This is a genomic window from Campylobacter sp. 2014D-0259, assembly GCF_008000505.1.
GTDB classification, from domain to species: Bacteria; Campylobacterota; Campylobacteria; order Campylobacterales; family Campylobacteraceae; genus Campylobacter_D; species Campylobacter_D jejuni.
The window spans coordinates 547546-566677 of the sequence record NZ_VOAQ01000024.1; the positions used below are offsets into that span (position 1 = coordinate 547546).

Sequence of the window (19132 nt, forward strand, 5' to 3'; positions counted from 1 at the left end):
ATAATTATGCTAAAATATTTTTTTATGTAAATTTATAAGGAGAAAAAATGAAAAAAATCATTTCTTTAGCCCTTGCTTTAGCTTTAAGTGCAAGTGCAGCAGAACTTAAAATGGCAACCACAACAAGCACTGACAATACAGGACTTTTAGATGCCCTAAAGCCTCTTTATGAAAAAGAAAGTGGCAATACCTTAAAATGGGTTGCGGTAGGAACAGGTGCAGCTTTAAAAATGGGTGAAGATTGCAATGCTGATGTGCTTTTTGTGCATTCTCCAAAGGCTGAAAAAGAATTTATGAAAAAAGGTTTTGGTGTAGATAGAACTCCTGTGATGTATAATGATTTTATCATCATCGCAGATAAATCTTTAGCTTCTAAATTTAAAGGTAAAAATTTAAAAGAAAGCTTAGAACTTATCAAAAATGAAAAACTCACTTTCATCTCAAGAGGTGATAAATCAGGCACTGATAATAAAGAAAAAAGTCTTTGGAAAAATCTTGGCGGTGTTCCTGAAAAACAAAGCTGGTATCAACAAAGCGGACAAGGCATGTTAGCAAGCATTAAAATCGCTGAAGAAAAAAAAGGTGTGATTTTAACCGATCGTGGTACCTATATCAAATATGAAGCCAATGAAAAAGGAAATCCAAACTTAGTCATTGTAAATGAAGGCGATGATAGTCTTAAAAATTTCTATTCTGTTATAGCAACAAATCCTAAGCATTGTAAAAATGTAAATTATACAGAAGCTAGCAAATTTATTAAATGGGTAACAAGTGATAAGACTTTAAATTTTATTGCTGATTTTAAACTTCTTAATAAACCTTTATTTGTGATTGATGCAAAAACGAGAAAAGACTAAAAATTAAGCAGGTTTTAACCTGCTTAAAATATCATTTTTTACTTATTGTAACTTTTTTATTTATTTTTCAAAACTTTTAGCTTATTTAAAATTCTTCTTTAGATATAATAAAATCAATAATTAAATATACAAGGTCAAATAATGTTCAAAGTGGATTTAAATAGTGATTTAGGGGAAAGTTTTGGCGCCTATAAAATGGGAATGGATGAAGAAATTTTAAAATTTGTAAGCTCAGTAAATGTCGCTTGTGGCTTTCATGCGGGTGATCCTTGTGTCATGGATAAAACCTTAAATTTAGCCAAGCAAAATGGTGTTTGCATAGGAGCACACCCATCTTATCCTGATCTTTTGGGTTTTGGAAGACGCAATATGCAAATAAGCTTTGAAGAGGCTAAAAACTATGCCTTGTATCAACTAGGAGCTTTATTTGGCTTTGCCAAGGCAAAAGGTATGAAAATACAGCATTTTAAAGCCCATGGTGCACTTTATAATATGGCAGCTATTGATGAAAATTTAGCCTTAGCACTTTGTGAGGCAGTGGCGAGTTTTGATGAAAATATTATTTTTCTAGGGCTTAGTAATTCTGCTATGAATGAAGCGGCTAAGAAAAAAGGTTTAAGATATGCTAATGAAGTTTTTGCAGATCGTGCTTATAATGATGATGGCACTTTAGTTTCAAGAAAATTAGAAGGGGCATTAATACACGATGAAAATTTAGCTATCAAACGCGTGATAAAAATGATAAAAGAAAGCAAAGTTACAAGCATAAATGGCAAAGAAATTGATTTGAAAGCCGATAGTATTTGTGTTCATGGGGATAATATAAAAGCTTTAGAATTTGTTAAAAAAATCAAAGAAAATTTAGAAAAAGAACAAATTCAAATTTGTGCTTTGGAAAATTTTATATAGGTTTTAGCAATGTTTAGTGTGCATTTTAGCGGAAGCAAGGCTTTGCTTTTACGTTTTGAGCAAGAAATTTCACCTCAAATCAATGCTTATGTTTTAAGTACAGAACAAAGGATACAAAAAGCCCTAAAAGAAGGTGAAATTTATGGTATTGATGAGTTAGTAAGTGCTTATGCAAGCTTGCTTATATATTTTAATCCTTGTATACTTTCTTTAAATTCCTTGCTTGATTTTTTGGAAAAAATTAAAAAGGATATTAAACTTGCAGAACAAAACTCAAGTCTTTGTATAGAAGTTCCACTTTGTTATGATGAAGAATTTGGACTGGATTTAGAATTTGTGTGCAAACACAATCAAATTTCAAAAGAAGAGCTTATATCTCTTCACACTAAGCCTTATTATCTTGTTTTTATGCTAGGTTTTATGGCAGGTTTTCCTTATCTTGGAGGTTTAGATGAAAGGCTTTTTACCCCACGCCTTTCAAGCCCTAGAGCAAAAATAGAAGCTGGAAGTGTAGGCATAGCCGATAAACAAACAGGAGTTTATCCTATATCAAGCCCAGGGGGTTGGCAAATCATTGCTAGAACACCTTTGGAATTTTTTGATAAAGAAGATGAAAAAAATCCTACTCTTTTAAAAGCGGGTATGTTTTTAAAATTTAAAGCTATTTCAAAAGATGAATTTTTCGATATCCAAGAGCAAGTTGCTAAAAAAGTCTATCAAAAGGAAATTTATGAGTATAAAAATCATTGAAGCATCTATAAATTCAAGTTTGCAAGACTTTGGTAGAAAAAAATTTGCTAAATTTGGCATAGCAAGAAGTGGGGCTATGGATGAAGATGCTTTAAGAATGGCAAATATCTTACTTGGAAACAAACAAGATGAAGCAGGAGTTGAACTTTGTTTAAAAGGTGGAAAATACGAATTTTTAGATGGGAATTATTTTGTTTTAAGTGGGGCTGAATTTGAGGCAAAGCTTAATAATCAAAAAATCAAAACTTACAAGGTGTATAAAGCAAATAAAGGCGATATTTTAGAGCTTGGTTTAGCAAAAATAGGTTTTCGTGGATATTTATGCGTAGCAGGTGGCTTTGAAATAAAAAGCTTTTTAAACTCTAAATCCAGCGATGCTAAAATGGGAGTTGGATTTTTTGAAGGAAGAGCTTTGCAAAAAGATGATATTTTAAATACTCATAATACTTTTATACCTTTTAATTTAGAAGCTAGAGAATGTGAAAATCCTCTTTTTAAAAGCCATAAAGAGCCTATTATACGCGTTATTTTAGGAACAAATGAAGATGCTTTTACTCAAAAAGGCATAGATACTTTTTTAAATACTAGCTATAAAGTAGGTTCAAAAAGCGATAGAATGGCAATTTATGCAGAATCTAGCAAAAGTATAGAGCATAAAAACTCAGCAGATATCATCTCAGATCCTGCAGTTTTTGGAAGCATACAAGTGCCAAAAAGTGGTATTCCTATCATTTTAATGGCAGGAAGACAAAGCACAGGAGGTTATACAAAAATAGGCACGGTTATAGAAAATGATCTAAGCTTACTCGCACAAGCTAAGTTAGGTTCTAGCTTTAAATTTCAAAGCATTAGCATGCAAGAAGCCTTAGAGCTTTATAAACAAAGAGAAATGAAATTTAAAGCCATGGATCAAAAAATCAATCTTGATTTTGAAAATTTAATCTAAGCTTTTTTACCATAAATATTGATAAAATATATAGCACCTATAGCCAAGGCACAACCTAACAAGGTAAGTGCATTTGGCACCTCATCTAGTATAAAATAACTACAAATTAAAGCACTAGCAGGAGTGATTAAAACAAAAGAATTTGCCTTAACGCTCCCTAAAATGTGAATCCCATAATAATAAATACTAGTACCTATAATAGTTGATAAAAAAGCAACGACAAACATACTGATCCAAAATTTAAATTCAAAATGAAAAATTTCATAACTTTTTACATCAAACAATACCCAAGAAAACATTAAAACAGAAATGAGATTAATATAAAAGTTAATCGCCAAAGGGTGAACTCCTTTGGCTTTATGATTAAACACTGCTATCAAAGCCCAAATAAAAGAACAAGTTAAAAATAAAATATTAAATTTGCCAAATAAATCTTCTAAACTCCCTAAATTTAACAAACAAAATCCAGATAATAAACCTAAAAATAAGCCTAGAATTTCACTCTTTATGATCTTGTGAGTTGATTTTTTATCTTTTTGAAATAATATCGCTATCATAAATATCAAATAAGAAAAAATAGGAATCATAGTTGTAACCAAAACACCGCCTTTTCCAGCTAAACCATGCTTAATGGCAATAAAAAATACAAAAGTATAAAGCCCATTTAAAATTCCTGCTATCAGCACCCATTTTAAAATGGATTTTTCAAGGCTTAAAGGAATTCTTAAAAAGCCCAATACCATCAAAGAACCTAGCAAAACAAAGAAAAAACGCCAAAAAGTAATCACAGAAGTATCAGCATAAGCTGATAAAATCTTAGAAGTAGGCCAAGATGAGCCCCATAAAAACATAGCTAAAACAAGCAAGATATACAAATACTTTGTTCGAGTCAATGTTACACCTTGAAATTTTTAAGTCAAATTTTTTAAAAAATTTTTTTCAAGTGTAGTTCATACTCGTTTAGATATTTTTCCACTTGAGGATTTTTTACCACATCATTACACATAAAAGTTGGTAAAGCTTTCATACCTATAAATTCATGAGCCTTATGCAAATGCCAATACACCATATCCACACCCTTTCCTTCAAAAAATTCATTTTTATCATTAAAGGCTTCAAGAGGTGCATTCCAAGTGAGAGAAAACATGTATTTTTTACCATGATCTAAACCACCTTTTCCATAGTTTTTACTAGGATTTTCATGAGTTCTTCCATCATTTTTAAAAAGCACTCCAGCACCCAAACCAAACACTTCATCGATATATTTTTTAACTATCCAAGGCTCGCCCATCCACCAAGCTGGCATTTGATAGATCACAGCATCAGCTTTTATAAATTTTTGTATCTCTTCTTTAGGATCATATCTTTGATCTATATGAGTTTGATCTACTTCGTATCCTAATGTTTTTAAAATTTCTAAAGCATGATTATGCAATGTTAAATTAAGCTGTCCTTTTGAATTTCCAAATTCTTTAGCGCCATTAAGCAAGAGTATATTTTTCATTTTTATCCTTTTTTAAATTTTATGATACAATTATAACTTAGCATAATATCATTTTCAATACAGAAAATAAAGTAAGATACTATACTAAAGGAATGTTAAATGACTAAAGAGAATTCTCAGTGCAATTTCGAAGAATGCGGATTTAACTATACTCTAGCATTAATTAATGGAAAATATAAAATGAGTATTTTATACTGCTTATTTCGCTATGAAATCGTGCGTTATAATGAACTCAAACGCTTTTTAAGCTCCATATCTTTTAAAACTTTAACCAATACCTTAAGAGAACTAGAAAATGATGGTTTAATTATCAGAAAAGAATACGCTCAAATTCCACCCAAGGTAGAATATAGCTTATCCAAACGCGGACAAAGTTTAATTCCTATTTTACAAGCTATGTGCAAATGGGGCGAGAAAGACAAAAAGGAAAAAAATGCTTGAATTAATTGGCGAACTTTCTTTGCAAAATTATATGGGAGAATGGCTTGAAATGGCTAGAAAACCTGCTTTTTTTCAAAAATCTTGCCTAAATTCAAAGGCAAAATACGAGCTTAAATATAAAAATGGCGTTCCTTATGTAGAAATTGAGAATTTTTGCAGTAAAGAAAATGAAATTTCAAGCATAAAAGGCAAGGCAAAAATCGTTTCAAATAGGCAATTAGCAGTGAGATTTAATATCTTTATGAACCTTTTTAATAAGGTGAATTATGAAATCATTTTTATTGATAGCGAGTATAAAGTTGCCATTGTGGGTAGTCCTGATAAAAAATATCTTTGGATTTTAGCAAGAAATATAATTGATGAAAAAAGCATAAAAGAGCTTTTAGACATCGCTAAGCAAAGGGGATTTAGCGTTAGCGATGTGATTTTTGATAAGTATTAAATTATTCTTTTGTCATATCAATAACATAGCGAAATTTAGCCTTTCCTGAGGTTAGATTTTCATAAGCTTTATCGATTTCTTGTGGTGTGATAAGCTCGGTTTCTGGATAAATTTCGTGTTTTAAAGAAAAATCAAGCATTTCTTGAGTTTCAGCAATACCGCCAATTAGCGAGCCATAAACCTTTTTACCTGCCTTATGTACAAGCTCGTTTATGCCTATATTTACCTTATCTTCCACAGGTGGTAAGCCAACTATAGCCATTTCGCCACCAAATTTAAGTAAATCCAAATAAATTGCAGGATTATAAGGCGTTGGAATGGTTGAGATGATTAAATCAAAGCGTTCTTTTACGGCGTTTTTATCAGTGCTTGTGTAAAATGAGCTTACACCCATAGCTAAAGCATCGGCTTTTTTGTTTTCATTTCTAGCAAAAACGCTAACCTTTGCACCCATTTTAACAGCGTATTTTACAGCCATCATACCAAGTCCGCCAAAGCCTGCTATAGCAACGCTTGAGCCTTCTTTTATCTTAGAAAATTTTAAAGGCGAGTAAGTGGTAATGCCCGCACAAAGCAAAGGCGCAACCTTATGCATTGGTGCATTTTTTGGCACACAAATGGCAAATTTTTCACTTACAACTATGTTGTTTGAGTAGCCCCCATAAGTGTTTTCATTGCCGTGAAATACATCGCAACTATTGTAAGTAAAGATGGTTTTGCCATTTTCGCAAAACTGCTCTTGTGAGCGTTTGCAAGCATCGCACTCACCGCATGAATTTACCATACAACCAACCCCTGCGTAATCTCCTACTTTAAATTTGCTCACATTTTTACCCACAGCGATAACTTCTCCTGCTATCTCATGCCCAGGTACGCAAGGATAAGTAGCTTCTCCCCACTCGCTTCTTGCGGTGTGAATATCGCTATGACAAATACCTGCATATAGGATTTTAATCAAAATATCATTATCACCAATAGCGTGGCGGCTAAATTCAAAGGGTGTGAATTTCGCATCTTTACTAAGCATTGCATAGCCTTTACTTGCGATGCGATTGTTTTCTAAAATTTTGTATTGCATTTTCGCTCCTTTTTTGATTTTTTATAATTATAAAACATTAGAGTAGCTATAAGTCAAGAGTGAAAATAATTTTTTTAAAAACTAGTATAAATGCTATAATTATAAAATTTAATTTCACTTTGGGGTAAAAATGCAAAATTTGTATTCAGAAGATGATACTAGAGTAAAATTTATAGATGCAAAGCTTTATGATAGTTCTTGGAATGAAGAAAATATAAAAAGAAATTATTATTTTACAGATGGTAGAAAGCTTTTAGGTGGTAAAAGAGCACAAAGAAAATTTGCAGATTATTTGCTTAGATATGAAGGAAACAACCTTGCTATAATAGAAGCTAAAAAATTTAGCAAAGATCCTTTAGATGGTTTATCTCAAGGCATAGAATATGCAAAAATTTTAAATGTGCCTTTTGTATATAGTAGCAATGGAGAAAAAATTTATGAATACGATATAAGAAGTCATAGTGGTAAATATATAGATAAATTCCCAAGTCCTAAAGAGCTTTTTGATAGGATTTATGGCAATGTCAAAGAATGGCAATACAGGCTTTTAACCCAAAATGTTATGTATATTCCGCAAAAAGAATTAAGGTATTATCAAAAAATAGCCATAGACAAAGTCATAGAAGCTATTATAAATAACAAAAATAGAATTTTACTCACTCTTGCTACAGGCACAGGAAAAACAACCATAGCTTTTAATTTGTGTTATCGTTTGTTAGAGGCAAGATGGAATAAAGAAAACAAAGATCAAAAGCCTAAAATACTATTTTTATGTGATAGAGTGAGCTTAAGAGATCAAGCCTTAGGAGAATTTAATCCTATAGAAAGTGATTGTAAGGCAATTAGTGCTGAAGAAATAAAGAAAAATGATGGAAAAATCATAACAAATGCAAATGTTTTCTTTGGAATTTATCAAAGCTTAGCCGCAAATTCAAAAGAACAAGAAAACACCCAAGAAGAACAAGAGAGCAAATTTTATCTTCAATACCCAAAAGATTTTTTTGATCTTATCATCATAGATGAGTGCCACAGAGGTGGAGCAAACGAAGAAGGAAGCTGGAGAGCTGTGCTTGAGTATTTTTCCTATGCAACTCAGCTTGGTTTAACCGCTACTCCAAAAAAAGAAGAAAATATAGACACTTATGAGTATTTTGGTGAGAGTGTTTATGATTATAGTCTTAAAAGTGGTATTGAAGATGGATTTTTAACCCCTTATAAAGTCAAACTCATAAAAACAACTTTGAGTGATGGTTATACCTATAATCCTGATGATTTGATACAAGGTGAGCTTGAAAAAGGCTTTTATAAACAAAGTGAGTTTGAAAGAAATATCTTTTTACCAAACTATAATGACTTTATCGCTAAGAAAATTTTAGAGCTTATAAATCCCATGGATAAAACTATAATTTTTTGTGCAAATCAAGCTCATGCAAACGAGGTAAAAAGAGCCATAGATAAATATAAAAGTGTTAAAAGAGATGATTATTGTGTAAGAGTTACGAGTGATGAAGGTAAAATAGGGCTTGATTATCTAAAGCAGTTTCAAGACAATGATAAAAGCTTTCCTGTCATACTTACAAGTTCTAAAATGCTTACAACGGGCGTGGATGCTAAGAATGTCCGCAATATCGTTTTACTAGCAAATATAGGCTCTATGGTGGAATTTAAGCAAATCATCGGACGTGGAACTAGAGTATATGAAGGTAAAGACTTTTTTACCATACTTGATTTTGTTGGCGCTACTAAGCTTTTTTATGATCCAAAATGGGATGGTGAAAAAATAAAAGAACTAAAAGAGCAAAACAAACAAGAAAAAATTACTAAAGAGCAAATAAAACAAACAAAAGAAGAAAGCAAAGAAAAAAAGAGCGTCACTATACACTTAAAAGGCACAAAGCTTAAGGTTTTAGATATAACTACAAGCTATGTAGGAGCACAAGGTAAGCCACTTAGCACTAAAGAATTTTTAGAATTTTTGATAGGAAAGCTTGGTGAGTATTATGATGATGAAGCAAAATTGCGTGAAATTTGGAGTGATCAAAAAAATAGAGAAAGATTTTTAAAAGCCCTTGCAAATGATGGAGTAGATGAAGATGCTTTAAAAGATCTAAGAAAAATTTTTCAAAAAGATTGTGATATATACGATGTTTTAGCGCATTTAAGCTTTAATGCCGAGATAAAAACAAGGCAAGAGCGTGTTTTACAAGTAGAAAATGGTGAGTTTTTAAAACGCTTTCAAAAAGAAAAGGCTATAAAATTTATAGAATTTTTACTAAATAGATATCAAGAATACGGCATAAAAGATTTTGATGATGGCTTAAAACCGCTTATAGAGCTTAGTTCTTTAGGCAATGTAAGAGAATTGGCCGATGAATTTGGTGGCTTAGAAATTCTAAAACAAAGTTTTGATGATTTACAAAGGGAGATTTATGCGAGGTGATATGTTTAAAGATAAATTTGAGATTTTTAGTTAAAATAATCTCTAAAAAATAATTATCTATATATTTTAAGAAAAAAGTAGGAAAAAATATGCTTATAGAATTTAGAGTAGAAAATTTTTTATCCATTCAAGATGAGCAAATTTTAAGTATGATGGCAAGCAAGGATAATACTTTTTTTGATTCTCATACCAATGGCGATAAAAAATTAGCTTTGCTAAAAAGTAGTGTGATTTATGGGGCAAATGCTTCTGGAAAATCGAATATTGTAAAAGCTTTGCAAACTATGAAAACCATCGTTATATCAAGCGCAAATACGCAAAGGGGAGATAAGTTACCTATAACACCTTTCTTGCTAGGGGATGAAGATGATAAACCTACAAAATTTGAAATTATTTTTATACAAAATGACACAAAGTATCAATATGGCTTTATTTTAAATTCTGAAAAAATTTTAGAAGAATGGCTTTTAACTTTTGATGAAAATAATACCGAGCAAAATTGGTTTGAAAGAATTTATAATAAAAAAGAAGGAAGATATAATTATTCTTTTGGGGATCAATTTTTAGCTGATGAAATTTATAAACAACTATGGGAAAATAGCACTAGAGATAATGCCTTGTTTTTATCTGTGGCTATTCAATTAAACAATGAGCAATTAAAACCTGTATTTGATTTTTTTAATCTTAAACTCCAAATAGCAAATTCAAATGGTTGGGGTAATGGAAAAAGTATCACGATTAATGAATATAAAAAAGACAAAGAATTAGTCAATAGTTTTTTTAAAATAGCTGATTTAGATATAGAAGGTGTAGAGATTAAAACAAGCGATATTGATGAAAACTCATTACCATCAAATCTTCAAAATATTCCACAAGAACTCAAAGAAAAAATCATTCAAGAAGTTAAAAATATTCAAAATTTAAAAAATGTAAAAATACTAGAAGATATATCTTTTATACACTTAAGTCAAAAAAATCAAATAAAATTTTTAAATTTTAACGATGAATCAGATGGCACAAGAAAATTTTTTAATATAGCAGGTATTTGGATTGATTCTTTAAAAAAAGGAAACATTTTAATAATAGATGAGCTAAATACTCACTTACACCCTTTAATGACAAAATTCTTAGTAAATCTTTTTCATAATGAAGATTTAAACAAATCAAATGCTCAGCTTATTTTTACCACTCATGATACTTCCATTTTAAATCAAGATATCTTTAGAAGAGATCAAATTTGGTTTTGCGAAAAACAAAATAAAGCAACCAAGCTTTATCCTTTGAGTGATTTTGAAGAGAGTGAAGAGAGAAGAGATAAAACAAATTTGGAAAATGATTATCTTTTAGGGCGTTTTGGGGCTTTGCCTTATTTTAAAGAAATACTATCATCATGGAGTGATAATGGGAACTGATGATTTACGCAAAAAAAGAAATACAAAAACAAGAGATAGAGAAGCAAAAAGAAAAAAAAATGAAATTATACTTATAGTATGCGAAGGTGAAAAAACGGAAAAAAACTATTTAAATCAATTAAAAGATTTTTTTAGATTAAGCAATGTAAGCATAAATATTATTTCAAGTAAAAAACCAAACCCTTCACAAATAGTAGAGTTTACCAAAGAAAAAAATAAAGATTATTCCTATAATAAAGTTTATTGTGTATTTGATAAAGATACGCATTCAGATTTTGACAAAGCAAGGCAAGAATGTGAAAAATACAAATTTGAAGCAATTACCTCAAATCCTTGTTTTGAATTTTGGATACTTTTACATTTTACATACACTACAAAATCATTTAGCACAAATAGTCCTTGTAATGAATTAATTGAGAGCGATTTAAAAAAACATATAAAAGATTATAAAAAGGATTATAATTTTACAAGCATTATAAAGCAAAATCTTAGTACAGCTATTGCAAATGCTCAAAAAGCGAATAAAGAAGCAGAAAAAAATAACTATACAAGCTCATATACTTTTATGGATAAACTTGCACTTAAATTTCAAGAATTAAACAGCGCAAGAATAAACCAATGACAAATTTACCGCAGGGTTGGGAAGTTAAAACGCTTAGCGAGATAGGTGAAATTGTTACGGGTTCAACACCTAGTAAAAGTAATTTAGATTTTTATGGAAAAGATTATCCATTTTTTAAGCCGAGTGATTTCGAGCAAGGATATTTTTTAGAAAATGCTGGAGATAATCTATCAAAACTAGGTTTTGGCAAAGCTAGACAGCTTCCACCTAAAACAATTCTTGTGGTTTGTATAGGTTCTTTAGGTAAAGTAGCACTAACTAAAGTTATTGGGAGTTGTAACCAACAAATAAACGCAATTATTCCTCATAAAAATATAATTTCCGAGTATATTTATTATTATTGCATATCTTCTAAATTTCAGTCTATATTATTTTCAAAAGCACCACAAACAACTTTAGCTATTTTAAATAAGACTGAATTTTCCAAACTCGAAATTATTTATCCAAAAGACATAAAAGAGCAAGAAAGGATAGTGGGGATTTTGGATTTTGCTTTTAGTAAGATTGATGAAAATATCAAAAAAGCAAAAGAAAATTTAGCAAATATTGATGAGCTTATGCAAAGTGCTTTACAAAAGGCTTTTAATCCACTTAATGATAATACTAAAGAAAATTATCAACTCCCACAATCTTGGGAATGGAAAAGCTTAGGGGATACTAGCAACTATGGAAAAACATCACAAGTAAAACCTAGTCAATTAAAAGGTAATGATTGGATTTTAGAACTTGAAGATATAGAAAAAGAAAGCGGTGTTTTGTTGCAAAAAGTGTTATTTCAGGATAGACAAAGTAAAAGCAATAAAATTAAATTTAACAAGGGTGATATTTTATTTGGAACATTGCGTCCATATCTTAAAAAAGTGATTATAGCTGATGATAATGGGGCTTGCTCTTCTGAAATAATGCCATTTTCTACGGGTAATTCCATAACAAATCATTTTATTTATTATTATTTATTTGCCAATTTTTTGCACGATAGAATCTCAAGTTTAACCTATGGTGCAAGAATGCCTAGACTTGGAACAAAAGATGGCAAATCCCTACAAATCCCCCTACCACCTTTACAAGAGCAAGAGCAAATCGCAGAGCATTTAGATTTTGTGTTTGAAAAGGCAAAGGCTTTAAAAGAGCTTTACACTAAAGAGCTAAAAGATTATGAAGAGCTTAAGCAATCCTTACTTGATAAGGCTTTTAAGGGAGAATTATAATGTTAAAAAATTTGCCAAATTTTAACACATTGGCTTGATATGTTAAAAATTTTTGATTTTTTTAACATATTGCAGTTCAAAAACAAAAATAAAAAATAAAACTAGACTTTGATAAAACTATTTTAAAAGCTTTAAAGGGAGAAAATGCAAAACAAAATCGATAAAATCACAGATATTCTAAGAAGAGATGATGGCATAAGTGGTGCTATGCACTATACAGAGCAGATTGGCTGGATACTTTTTTTAAAATTTTTAGATGATTATGAGACAAATTTAAAAGATTTAGCGTTTTTAGATGGCAAAGATTATAAAAGCATTTTGCAAGAAAAATTTAGCTGGAGTGTTTGGGCAGCACCTAAAAAAGATGGCAAACTTGATGTAAAAAATGCTTTAAGTGGATCGGATTTGCTTGAATTTGTAAATAAAGAGCTTTTTCCTTATCTTAAAAATTTTAAAAATAATGATGATTTTAAAAGTATAGAGTATAAAATCGGTGGAATTTTTGAATTTATAGACAATCGCATAGCAAATGGACATACTTTAAGAGAAGTGATAAATATCATTGATGAGATTAGTTTTAATAAAGAAGATGAAGTATTTGCCTTAGGTGAAGTTTATGAAAAACTTCTAAAAGATATGGGTAGCGATGGTGGAAATAGTGGAGAATTTTACACCCCTCGTCCTTTGATAAAGGCTATGGTGGAAGTAATAGATCCTAAACCAAAAGAAAGAATTTATGATCCTTCTTGTGGTAGTTGTGGATTTTTAGTTGAGAGTTTTTTACATATTTTATATAAAGACAGAACCAAAGGCAAAAAAGCAAATTTAAGCGTAGAAGAGCTTGAATTTTTAAAAAATGATGCTCTTTTTGGTAAAGAAAAAACTCCGCTTAGCTATGCAATGGGCGTTATGAATATGATACTTCATGAAATTTCAAGTCCAAATATCATAAAAACAAACACTTTAAGTAAAAAAATCACAGATATAACAGAACAAGAAAAATACGAAGTAATCCTTGCAAATCCACCTTTTGGAGGTAAAGAAAAAGAACAAATTCAAGAAAATTTTCCTATAAAATCAAACGCTACTGAACTTTTGTTTTTACAACACATTTTAAGATCTTTAAAAAACAATGGAAGATGTGCGATCATCGTGCCTGAAGGTGTGCTTTTTCAAAATTCAAATGCCTTTGTGAGTGTAAAAAAAGATTTACTAGATGATTTTAATTTAGAATGCGTTTTGAGTTTGCCAAGTGGAGTATTTTTGCCTTATAGTGCGGTAAAAACAAATGTATTATTTTTCTCAAAAGGCTTAAATAGTATTTTAAAAGCAAATGATGATAAGGTGTATTACTACGAACTTATACCGCCTTATAAACTTACTAAAAATAAGCCTTTAGAATACGCACATTTTAACGAATTTCTAAAATACTACAAAGAAAGAAAAATCACTGCTAATTCTTGGCTTGTTAGCAAAAAAGAGCTTGAAGAAAGAAACTATGATCTAAGTGCTAAAAATCCAAATGTAAAAGAAGAAAAAATCCTAAGAACTAGCGAAGAGATTTTAAATTCTTTAGAAGAAAATCTAAAAACACAACAAGAATATCTAAATGAACTTAAAAGCATACTAAAATAATTGCAAGTTTTTTGATAAAAACTAATTTACAAATAACTTCTAAGCTCAATTTACAATAAATATTCATTGCTTGTATTCTACTTTTTAATATCATCAAACAAATTTAGGGCATTTAAAGCTTTTGGATAACCGATATATGGAATAAGAGCTGCAATGATATTTAGCAAATCTTTTCTACTTTGCCCCATGTTAAGATTGCCTTGTATGTGAGCTTTTACTTGATTGTCGAGCCCACCAAGTGAGATAAGATATACAAGGGTTAAAAGCTCTCTAGTTTTTAGATCAAGTCCCATGCGTGTATAGTAGTCTCCAAAACAATTCGCACTCAAAAAATCATTTATAAAAGCTTTATCTTCTGGTGTAGTTTCTATCATTTTAGTGATATTGGCTTCACTAAAAATAGCATTTTGTATTTCCCTGCCTTTTATTTTGCGATTTTCTTGCGTAGTAGTACCTTGTGGAGTTAAAACTAAGGCGATATTTAGTTTTTTAAACACTTTATTACAAAGGCTTAAAAAATCACATACTCTAGCAAAACCCACATAAGGCGTAGCTTGATAAATCACTTCTTTAATGACAATAGGACTTATATCGTTCTTGATTGCACCTTGAAGTAAAGCTTTAAACTCTATTTTTCCACCTACTGCTAAAGTAGAAGCAAGGGTGATTAAAAAATATTTTTGTGTATCCAAATTTGCTTTTACAAAACTCTCGCCAAAAGTAAAATTAATGTGATTAGTAAAAAACTCCTTATCACTTGCAAAAAGTTGATCCTTTTTTGCTCCTCCTAAGAGTTTTTCAAAAATTTCTCTTGCTTTTTGTCTTAATTGCATGGTTTTATCCTTTGTGGTTTTTAAAATTTGTGAAAAAAGAGCATTTAAAATACTCCAAAAACATAAAAGTTTTTATAAAATTTTTGTGTTTTATTTACAAATTTCTTTACTCTCTTGCTTCTTTTAAGGCATTTTCATATTCTTCATCGCTTACAAGCTCAAGCCATTCTACATTTTTACCTTCTTTTTCGCCTGTAAGTGCTATGTGTACTCCACTACTTGTATTAGTTGCACCATGAAAATGCTTTACTCCTATAGGACAGCTTATCACATCGCCTTTTTTAGCTATAAAGGCTTTTTGCCCTGGAACTTTTGTGATGATTTCGCCTTCTGTTACGATTAAGGTTTGTCCTTGAGGATGAGTATGCCATGCACTTCTAGCACTGGCTTCAAATTCAACCAAAGCCCCACTAAAATTTCTCCACTCATTTGATTTAAACATCATAGAAACTTTTACATTTTTGCTAAAAAATTTACTATCGCCTTTAAAACTTCCATGAATTCCTGCTTTTTCTAATTCTTGCATTTTACCTCCTTTTTTAGTATTATAAAACATGAGAGCTACTCTAAGTCAAGTAAAAATTTAAAATCTTAATTTCATTTTTTCTATCCTACTTCTTACAAAAATCATGATAATTCCTAAAATCAACAAAACAATAGTATTTACGATAATATAACGCGTATCACTCAAAGAAATCACAAGTCCACAAATAGCAGTTCCGGTGCTTAATCCTATATTGGCCACGCTTATAAAAAGTCCATTGCTAAAATTAGCAGCCTTTGGAAAGGGATAACTTATCATAAAATGCGTGCCGTTATTCATCACACCTGCTAAAATTCCTAATATAAAGGCAAATATTATAAGTATAATTTCACTATAAAAACTAAAAAGTAAAATATAAAATCCTATCATAATTAAAGGTGTTAAAATCAAAGTAAAATTTGCGTTTTTAACAAGGGTCTTTCCGGCTATATAATTGCCTATAATATTTGAAAAACCATAAATAGCCAATACAATACTAATTAAAGTAAAATTCATCTTTCCTACACTATGTAAGAAATCAGAAAAATAAGAGTAAAAACCCCAAATTCCAGCATTTATACAAATAACACAAAGTATGCTAATCCATAAAAGCGGGTATCTTAAAATAAGCAATTGTTTGCTTATTTTTACAGAATTTACTTTTTTAAAATCAGGAACAAAAAATAAAGTTGCTATAAAAGATAAGGTATTTAAAAATACAAAAAATAACATTGCCATTTTAAAACTAAAATTTCCACCAAAATAACTAGTCATAGGTACACCCAAAACCATTCCAGCACTAACTGCTGCAAAAATCTTAGCTGTAGCTTTTGGAATTTCTTTCTTATCTTCGACTAAATTTGTAACCATACTTAGAGCAAGAGCTATATAAATAGGATGAAAAAAAGCAGGAATAGCTCTTAAAATAAGCAATTGCCAAAATTCACCCACAAAAGCAGAAGTTAACGAGCTTAAGATAAACACAGCTAAACAAATAAGCATAAGTTTTTTAGGATTGAAATTTGCACAAAGTAGCGGGACAATAGGGGCGCAAAAAGTTATCACGAGTGCAAAAATACTCACACACCAACCCGCATCTGAAATACTTACACTGAAATTTTGAGAAACAATAGGAATTATACCCATCATCCCTAGTTCTGTGCTCAAAATCCCAAATACCCCTAAACAAAATACTAGAATAATTTGAGCATTTGAAGCTTTATTTAAATTTTTCATTTTATCCTTTCAATTAATATTTTTAAAAGTATAAAAGATGAGAGTAGGTCTAAGTCAATAACCTAAAATAAAAATATTTATCTATATTAAATAAAATCTTTAGAAAAATCTAAAACTTCAAAATAAGCATTTAAAAGAAATAAAAGATGCCTTAAAAGCATAAGATATCTTTTATTTATAGGCTTATTACTCCAATGCGTGTATTTTTATCGCAAGAATTAAGCACTATGTCTATCATAGCACTAGCATAATCACTATAGCTTATTTTACTCAAACAAATGTTTAAAATAAAATTTTTATTTTTATTGGTTATGATTATTTTAGGCGTGGCTATATCTTTTGGAATTTTTATTAATTTAATTTAAGGAAATAAAATGCAAAAATTTTTAACCATTATTTCAGCAATCAATAATGAAAGTAGGATTTTGATTTTGTATCATCTTTTAAGATACAAAGAACTTTGTGTTTGTGATTTACAAGAACTTTTAAACATGGGTCAATCAAGACTTTCAAGACATTTAAAAATTTTAAAAGATGCAGGTTTTTTGTATGTAAGGCGTCAAGGAACTTGGGCGTATTATGGGATTAATAATGAGCTTTTAAAACTGCATTTAGATCTTTTTGAAAATATCAAAAATTTAGAACTTAAAAATGCTATTAAAAAAAATGAAAATATTATTACCCAAATTTGCCCTTAATATAAAATCAACCCTTAAACTTATGCAATTTATCACAAGGTTGATAGTCCTTGCTTTCTGGATTAAACCCATCGACTTCATTTGCAAGCATTTCTTCATAAATTTTTATCTTTTTGCTTAAAACTTTTTCACTTTCTTTTAATGTTTTAATCTGGTTTTGTAATTTTTTCTTTGTTTGCTTTAACATCTCTTGTCTCTCTTTGGCAGTTTTTATACCCAAAGAGCAAAGTTTTATATAATGTTTGACTTGTTCTATTGGCATACCTGAAATTCTAAGCCATTCTATCCATTTTGCCCATTCTATATCGCTTTTTGAAAAATATTTCACACTATTTTCATCTTTTTGAACAAAAGGAAACAAACCTTTTTTAGCCCAAAATCTTAAAGTATGAGCACTAATTTTTGTTTCTTTTTCTACTTTTTTTATAGTATAAGCCATATTTTCTCCTTTTTAAGATAAAAATAAAAATTTATTTTATTTTTTTTGTGATAAAATAATAGCCAAATTATTAGTTTTATGCTAAAAATAACAAAGATTAAAAGGAAAATAATGAATAGTATTAAAATCAAACTTTCCCTCATTGCAAATTTAATTGCAATTTTTGCCTTAATTGTTCTAGGTATTGTAAGTTTTTATTTTACAAAAACCTCACTACATGAAAGCGCTCTTAAAAATCAAACTGATCTACTTAAAGTCACACAGTCTACCGTTGAAGATTTCCGTTCCACAAATCAATCTTTTACTAGAGCTTTAGAAAAAGATATCACGAACTTACCTTATCAATCTTTAATCACTGAAGAAAATATTATTAACAATGTTGGTCCAATATTGAAATATTATCGTCATAGTATAAATGCACTAAATGTTTATTTAGGTTTAAACAATGGAAAAGTTTTACTTAGTCAAAAATCTAATGATGCAAAAATGCCTGAATTACGTGATGATTTAGATATAAAGACAAAAGATTGGTATCAAGAAGCCTTAAAAACAAATGATATTTTTGTTACACCAGCATATTTAGATACAAATTTAAAACAATATGTAATAACGTATTCTAAAGCTATTTATAAAGATGGCAAAATCATAGGAGTACTGGGTGTCGATATACCATCAGAAGATTTGCAAAATTTAGTTGCAAAAACTCCTGGAAATACTTTTTTATTTGATCAAAAAAATAAAATATTTGCAGCAACCAATAAAGAATTATTAAATCCATCCATTGATCATTCTCCTGTTCTAAATGCATATAAAACACATGGAGACTATAACTTTTTTACTTATGGATTAGACGGCAAAGAAAGACTTGGAACTTGTACTAAAGTCTTTGCTTATACAGCTTGTATTACCGAAAGCGCTGATATTATAAATAAACCTATTCATAAAGCTGCATTTATTCAAGCCATTGTTGTCATTATTGTAGTAGTATTTAGCGTAATCCTCCTTTATTTCATCGTATCAAAATACCTCTCTCCACTTGCAGCTATCCAAACAGGTTTAACTTCATTCTTTGATTTTATCAACCATAAAACAAAAAATGTTTCTACTATAGAAGTAAAAAGCAATGATGAATTTGGACAAATCTCAAATGCTATCAATG

The 19132-nt window shown here is 29.9% G+C and carries 19 protein-coding genes and 3 pseudogenes; 14 read left to right on the forward strand and 8 right to left on the reverse strand.

The annotated features are described in order from the left end of the window. Positions 1-47 precede the first annotated feature (47 nt). The 4 genes from tupA to SR63_RS07350 all read left to right on the forward strand — a co-directional run bounded on the left by tupA (position 48) and on the right by SR63_RS07350 (position 3462). Entirely contained in the window at positions 48-857 is an 810-nt protein-coding gene (gene tupA, locus SR63_RS07335; protein ID WP_002877290.1) for a tungstate ABC transporter substrate-binding protein TupA, read from the forward strand. Between the two features lie 141 nt (positions 858-998). Further along, complete coding sequence (locus tag SR63_RS07340) at positions 999-1766, forward strand: LamB/YcsF family protein (RefSeq protein WP_002867082.1); 768 nt, start codon at positions 999-1001, stop codon at positions 1764-1766. A gap of 9 nt (positions 1767-1775) precedes the next feature. Further along, positions 1776-2516 (forward strand): 5-oxoprolinase subunit PxpB, encoded by a 741-nt coding sequence (gene pxpB, locus SR63_RS07345; protein WP_002867083.1) that lies wholly within the window; start codon positions 1776-1778, stop codon positions 2514-2516. Continuing rightward, entirely contained in the window at positions 2497-3462 is a 966-nt protein-coding gene (locus tag SR63_RS07350) for a biotin-dependent carboxyltransferase family protein (protein WP_002867084.1), read from the forward strand. The genes pxpB and SR63_RS07350 overlap by 20 nt, the downstream gene beginning before the upstream one ends. Here the strand turns inward: SR63_RS07350 and SR63_RS07355 are convergent. Next, positions 3459-4355 carry a DMT family transporter gene (locus SR63_RS07355; protein ID WP_002858902.1) on the reverse strand — a complete coding sequence of 299 codons (897 nt, stop codon included), beginning with the start codon at positions 4353-4355 and terminating at the stop codon, positions 3459-3461. The two genes, SR63_RS07350 and SR63_RS07355, sit on opposite strands and share 4 nt — an antisense overlap. Before the next feature lie 32 nt (positions 4356-4387). After that, positions 4388-4966, reverse strand: coding sequence for an NAD(P)H-dependent oxidoreductase (locus tag SR63_RS07360; RefSeq protein WP_002858903.1), 579 nt, complete (start codon positions 4964-4966; stop codon positions 4388-4390). Positions 4967-5065: 99 nt separating this feature from the next. Between SR63_RS07360 and rrpA the strand changes: the two are divergent. Continuing rightward, positions 5066-5412: pseudogene (rrpA, locus tag SR63_RS07365) on the forward strand (MarR family transcription factor RrpA). Then, positions 5400-5849 carry a lipocalin family protein gene (locus tag SR63_RS07370; protein WP_002867087.1) on the forward strand — a complete coding sequence of 150 codons (450 nt, stop codon included), beginning with the start codon at positions 5400-5402 and terminating at the stop codon, positions 5847-5849. The pseudogene rrpA and the gene SR63_RS07370 overlap by 13 nt, the downstream one beginning before the upstream one ends. A 1-nt stretch (position 5850) precedes the next feature. Here SR63_RS07370 and SR63_RS07375 read toward each other — a convergent pair whose 3' ends face one another. Continuing rightward, entirely contained in the window at positions 5851-6927 is a 1077-nt protein-coding gene (locus SR63_RS07375) for an NAD(P)-dependent alcohol dehydrogenase (RefSeq protein ID WP_002867088.1), read from the reverse strand. A 130-nt stretch (positions 6928-7057) separates the two neighbouring features. Between SR63_RS07375 and hsdR the strand changes: the two genes are divergently transcribed. From hsdR to SR63_RS07400, 5 genes are all read left to right on the forward strand, one after another. Beyond that, on the forward strand, positions 7058-9367 hold the full coding sequence (gene hsdR / locus SR63_RS07380; protein ID WP_002867089.1) for an EcoAI/FtnUII family type I restriction enzme subunit R: 2310 nt from the start codon (positions 7058-7060) through the stop codon (positions 9365-9367). 89 nt (positions 9368-9456) lie between these two features. Continuing rightward, positions 9457-10779 (forward strand): AAA family ATPase, encoded by a 1323-nt coding sequence (locus SR63_RS07385; protein ID WP_002867090.1) that lies wholly within the window; start codon positions 9457-9459, stop codon positions 10777-10779. Then, on the forward strand, positions 10769-11401 hold the full coding sequence (locus tag SR63_RS07390) for an RloB family protein (RefSeq protein WP_002867091.1): 633 nt from the start codon (positions 10769-10771) through the stop codon (positions 11399-11401). The genes SR63_RS07385 and SR63_RS07390 overlap by 11 nt, the downstream gene beginning before the upstream one ends. Next, positions 11398-12609 carry a restriction endonuclease subunit S gene (locus tag SR63_RS07395; RefSeq protein ID WP_002858909.1) on the forward strand — a complete coding sequence of 404 codons (1212 nt, stop codon included), beginning with the start codon at positions 11398-11400 and terminating at the stop codon, positions 12607-12609. The genes SR63_RS07390 and SR63_RS07395 overlap by 4 nt, the downstream gene beginning before the upstream one ends. Before the next feature lie 144 nt (positions 12610-12753). Continuing rightward, positions 12754-14244, forward strand: a complete 1491-nt coding sequence (locus SR63_RS07400) for a class I SAM-dependent DNA methyltransferase (protein WP_014517131.1) — start codon at positions 12754-12756, stop codon at positions 14242-14244. A gap of 77 nt (positions 14245-14321) precedes the next feature. On the opposite strand, the gene SR63_RS07405 is transcribed toward SR63_RS07400, so the two are convergent. The 4 genes and pseudogenes from SR63_RS07405 to SR63_RS07420 form a co-directional block, all read right to left on the reverse strand. Further along, positions 14322-15077: a carboxymuconolactone decarboxylase family protein gene (locus tag SR63_RS07405; RefSeq protein ID WP_014517132.1), complete on the reverse strand. Its 756-nt coding sequence runs from the start codon at positions 15075-15077 to the stop codon at positions 14322-14324. 106 nt (positions 15078-15183) lie between these two features. Next, positions 15184-15603, reverse strand: a complete 420-nt coding sequence (locus tag SR63_RS07410; RefSeq protein WP_038402185.1) for a cupin domain-containing protein — start codon at positions 15601-15603, stop codon at positions 15184-15186. A gap of 57 nt (positions 15604-15660) precedes the next feature. Beyond that, positions 15661-16836: an MFS transporter gene (locus SR63_RS07415; protein ID WP_002855517.1), complete on the reverse strand. Its 1176-nt coding sequence runs from the start codon at positions 16834-16836 to the stop codon at positions 15661-15663. 175 nt (positions 16837-17011) lie between these two features. After that, positions 17012-17107: pseudogene (locus SR63_RS07420) on the reverse strand (NAD(P)-dependent oxidoreductase); the annotation flags it as partial. Between SR63_RS07420 and SR63_RS08755 the strand changes: the two are divergent. Further along, positions 17097-17201: pseudogene (locus tag SR63_RS08755) on the forward strand (permease); the annotation flags it as partial. The pseudogenes SR63_RS07420 and SR63_RS08755 overlap by 11 nt on opposite strands. Before the next feature lie 9 nt (positions 17202-17210). Continuing rightward, positions 17211-17534 (forward strand): ArsR/SmtB family transcription factor, encoded by a 324-nt coding sequence (locus SR63_RS07425; RefSeq protein WP_014517134.1) that lies wholly within the window; start codon positions 17211-17213, stop codon positions 17532-17534. Between the two features lie 7 nt (positions 17535-17541). Here the strand turns inward: SR63_RS07425 and SR63_RS07430 are convergent, their stop codons facing one another. Next, on the reverse strand, positions 17542-17973 hold the full coding sequence (locus SR63_RS07430; protein ID WP_002825971.1) for a MerR family transcriptional regulator: 432 nt from the start codon (positions 17971-17973) through the stop codon (positions 17542-17544). Between the two features lie 78 nt (positions 17974-18051). Between SR63_RS07430 and SR63_RS07435 the strand changes: the two genes are divergently transcribed. Then, positions 18052-19132: cache domain-containing protein (locus tag SR63_RS07435; RefSeq protein ID WP_187106438.1), on the forward strand; the 1081-nt coding region annotated here is incomplete at its 3' end.

What these genes read in the sequence shown, in the direction of transcription:
- SR63_RS07410 (WP_038402185.1), bottom strand. Translation starts at nt 15,603, where the DNA reads ATGCAAGAATTAGAAAAAGCAGGAATTCATGGAAGTTTTAAAGGCGAT.
- SR63_RS07350 (WP_002867084.1), top strand. Translation starts at nt 2,497, where the DNA reads ATGAGTATAAAAATCATTGAAGCATCTATAAATTCAAGTTTGCAAGAC.
- SR63_RS07375 (WP_002867088.1), bottom strand. Translation starts at nt 6,927, where the DNA reads ATGCAATACAAAATTTTAGAAAACAATCGCATCGCAAGTAAAGGCTAT.
- SR63_RS07400 (WP_014517131.1), top strand. Translation starts at nt 12,754, where the DNA reads ATGCAAAACAAAATCGATAAAATCACAGATATTCTAAGAAGAGATGAT.
- SR63_RS07415 (WP_002855517.1), bottom strand. Translation starts at nt 16,836, where the DNA reads ATGAAAAATTTAAATAAAGCTTCAAATGCTCAAATTATTCTAGTATTT.
- SR63_RS07425 (WP_014517134.1), top strand. Translation starts at nt 17,211, where the DNA reads ATGCAAAAATTTTTAACCATTATTTCAGCAATCAATAATGAAAGTAGG.
- SR63_RS07430 (WP_002825971.1), bottom strand. Translation starts at nt 17,973, where the DNA reads ATGGCTTATACTATAAAAAAAGTAGAAAAAGAAACAAAAATTAGTGCT.
- SR63_RS07385 (WP_002867090.1), top strand. Translation starts at nt 9,457, where the DNA reads ATGCTTATAGAATTTAGAGTAGAAAATTTTTTATCCATTCAAGATGAG.
- SR63_RS07370 (WP_002867087.1), top strand. Translation starts at nt 5,400, where the DNA reads ATGCTTGAATTAATTGGCGAACTTTCTTTGCAAAATTATATGGGAGAA.
- SR63_RS07395 (WP_002858909.1), top strand. Translation starts at nt 11,398, where the DNA reads ATGACAAATTTACCGCAGGGTTGGGAAGTTAAAACGCTTAGCGAGATA.
- tupA (WP_002877290.1), top strand. Translation starts at nt 48, where the DNA reads ATGAAAAAAATCATTTCTTTAGCCCTTGCTTTAGCTTTAAGTGCAAGT.
- SR63_RS07405 (WP_014517132.1), bottom strand. Translation starts at nt 15,077, where the DNA reads ATGCAATTAAGACAAAAAGCAAGAGAAATTTTTGAAAAACTCTTAGGA.
- pxpB (WP_002867083.1), top strand. Translation starts at nt 1,776, where the DNA reads ATGTTTAGTGTGCATTTTAGCGGAAGCAAGGCTTTGCTTTTACGTTTT.
- SR63_RS07390 (WP_002867091.1), top strand. Translation starts at nt 10,769, where the DNA reads ATGGGAACTGATGATTTACGCAAAAAAAGAAATACAAAAACAAGAGAT.
- SR63_RS07340 (WP_002867082.1), top strand. Translation starts at nt 999, where the DNA reads ATGTTCAAAGTGGATTTAAATAGTGATTTAGGGGAAAGTTTTGGCGCC.
- SR63_RS07360 (WP_002858903.1), bottom strand. Translation starts at nt 4,966, where the DNA reads ATGAAAAATATACTCTTGCTTAATGGCGCTAAAGAATTTGGAAATTCA.
- hsdR (WP_002867089.1), top strand. Translation starts at nt 7,058, where the DNA reads ATGCAAAATTTGTATTCAGAAGATGATACTAGAGTAAAATTTATAGAT.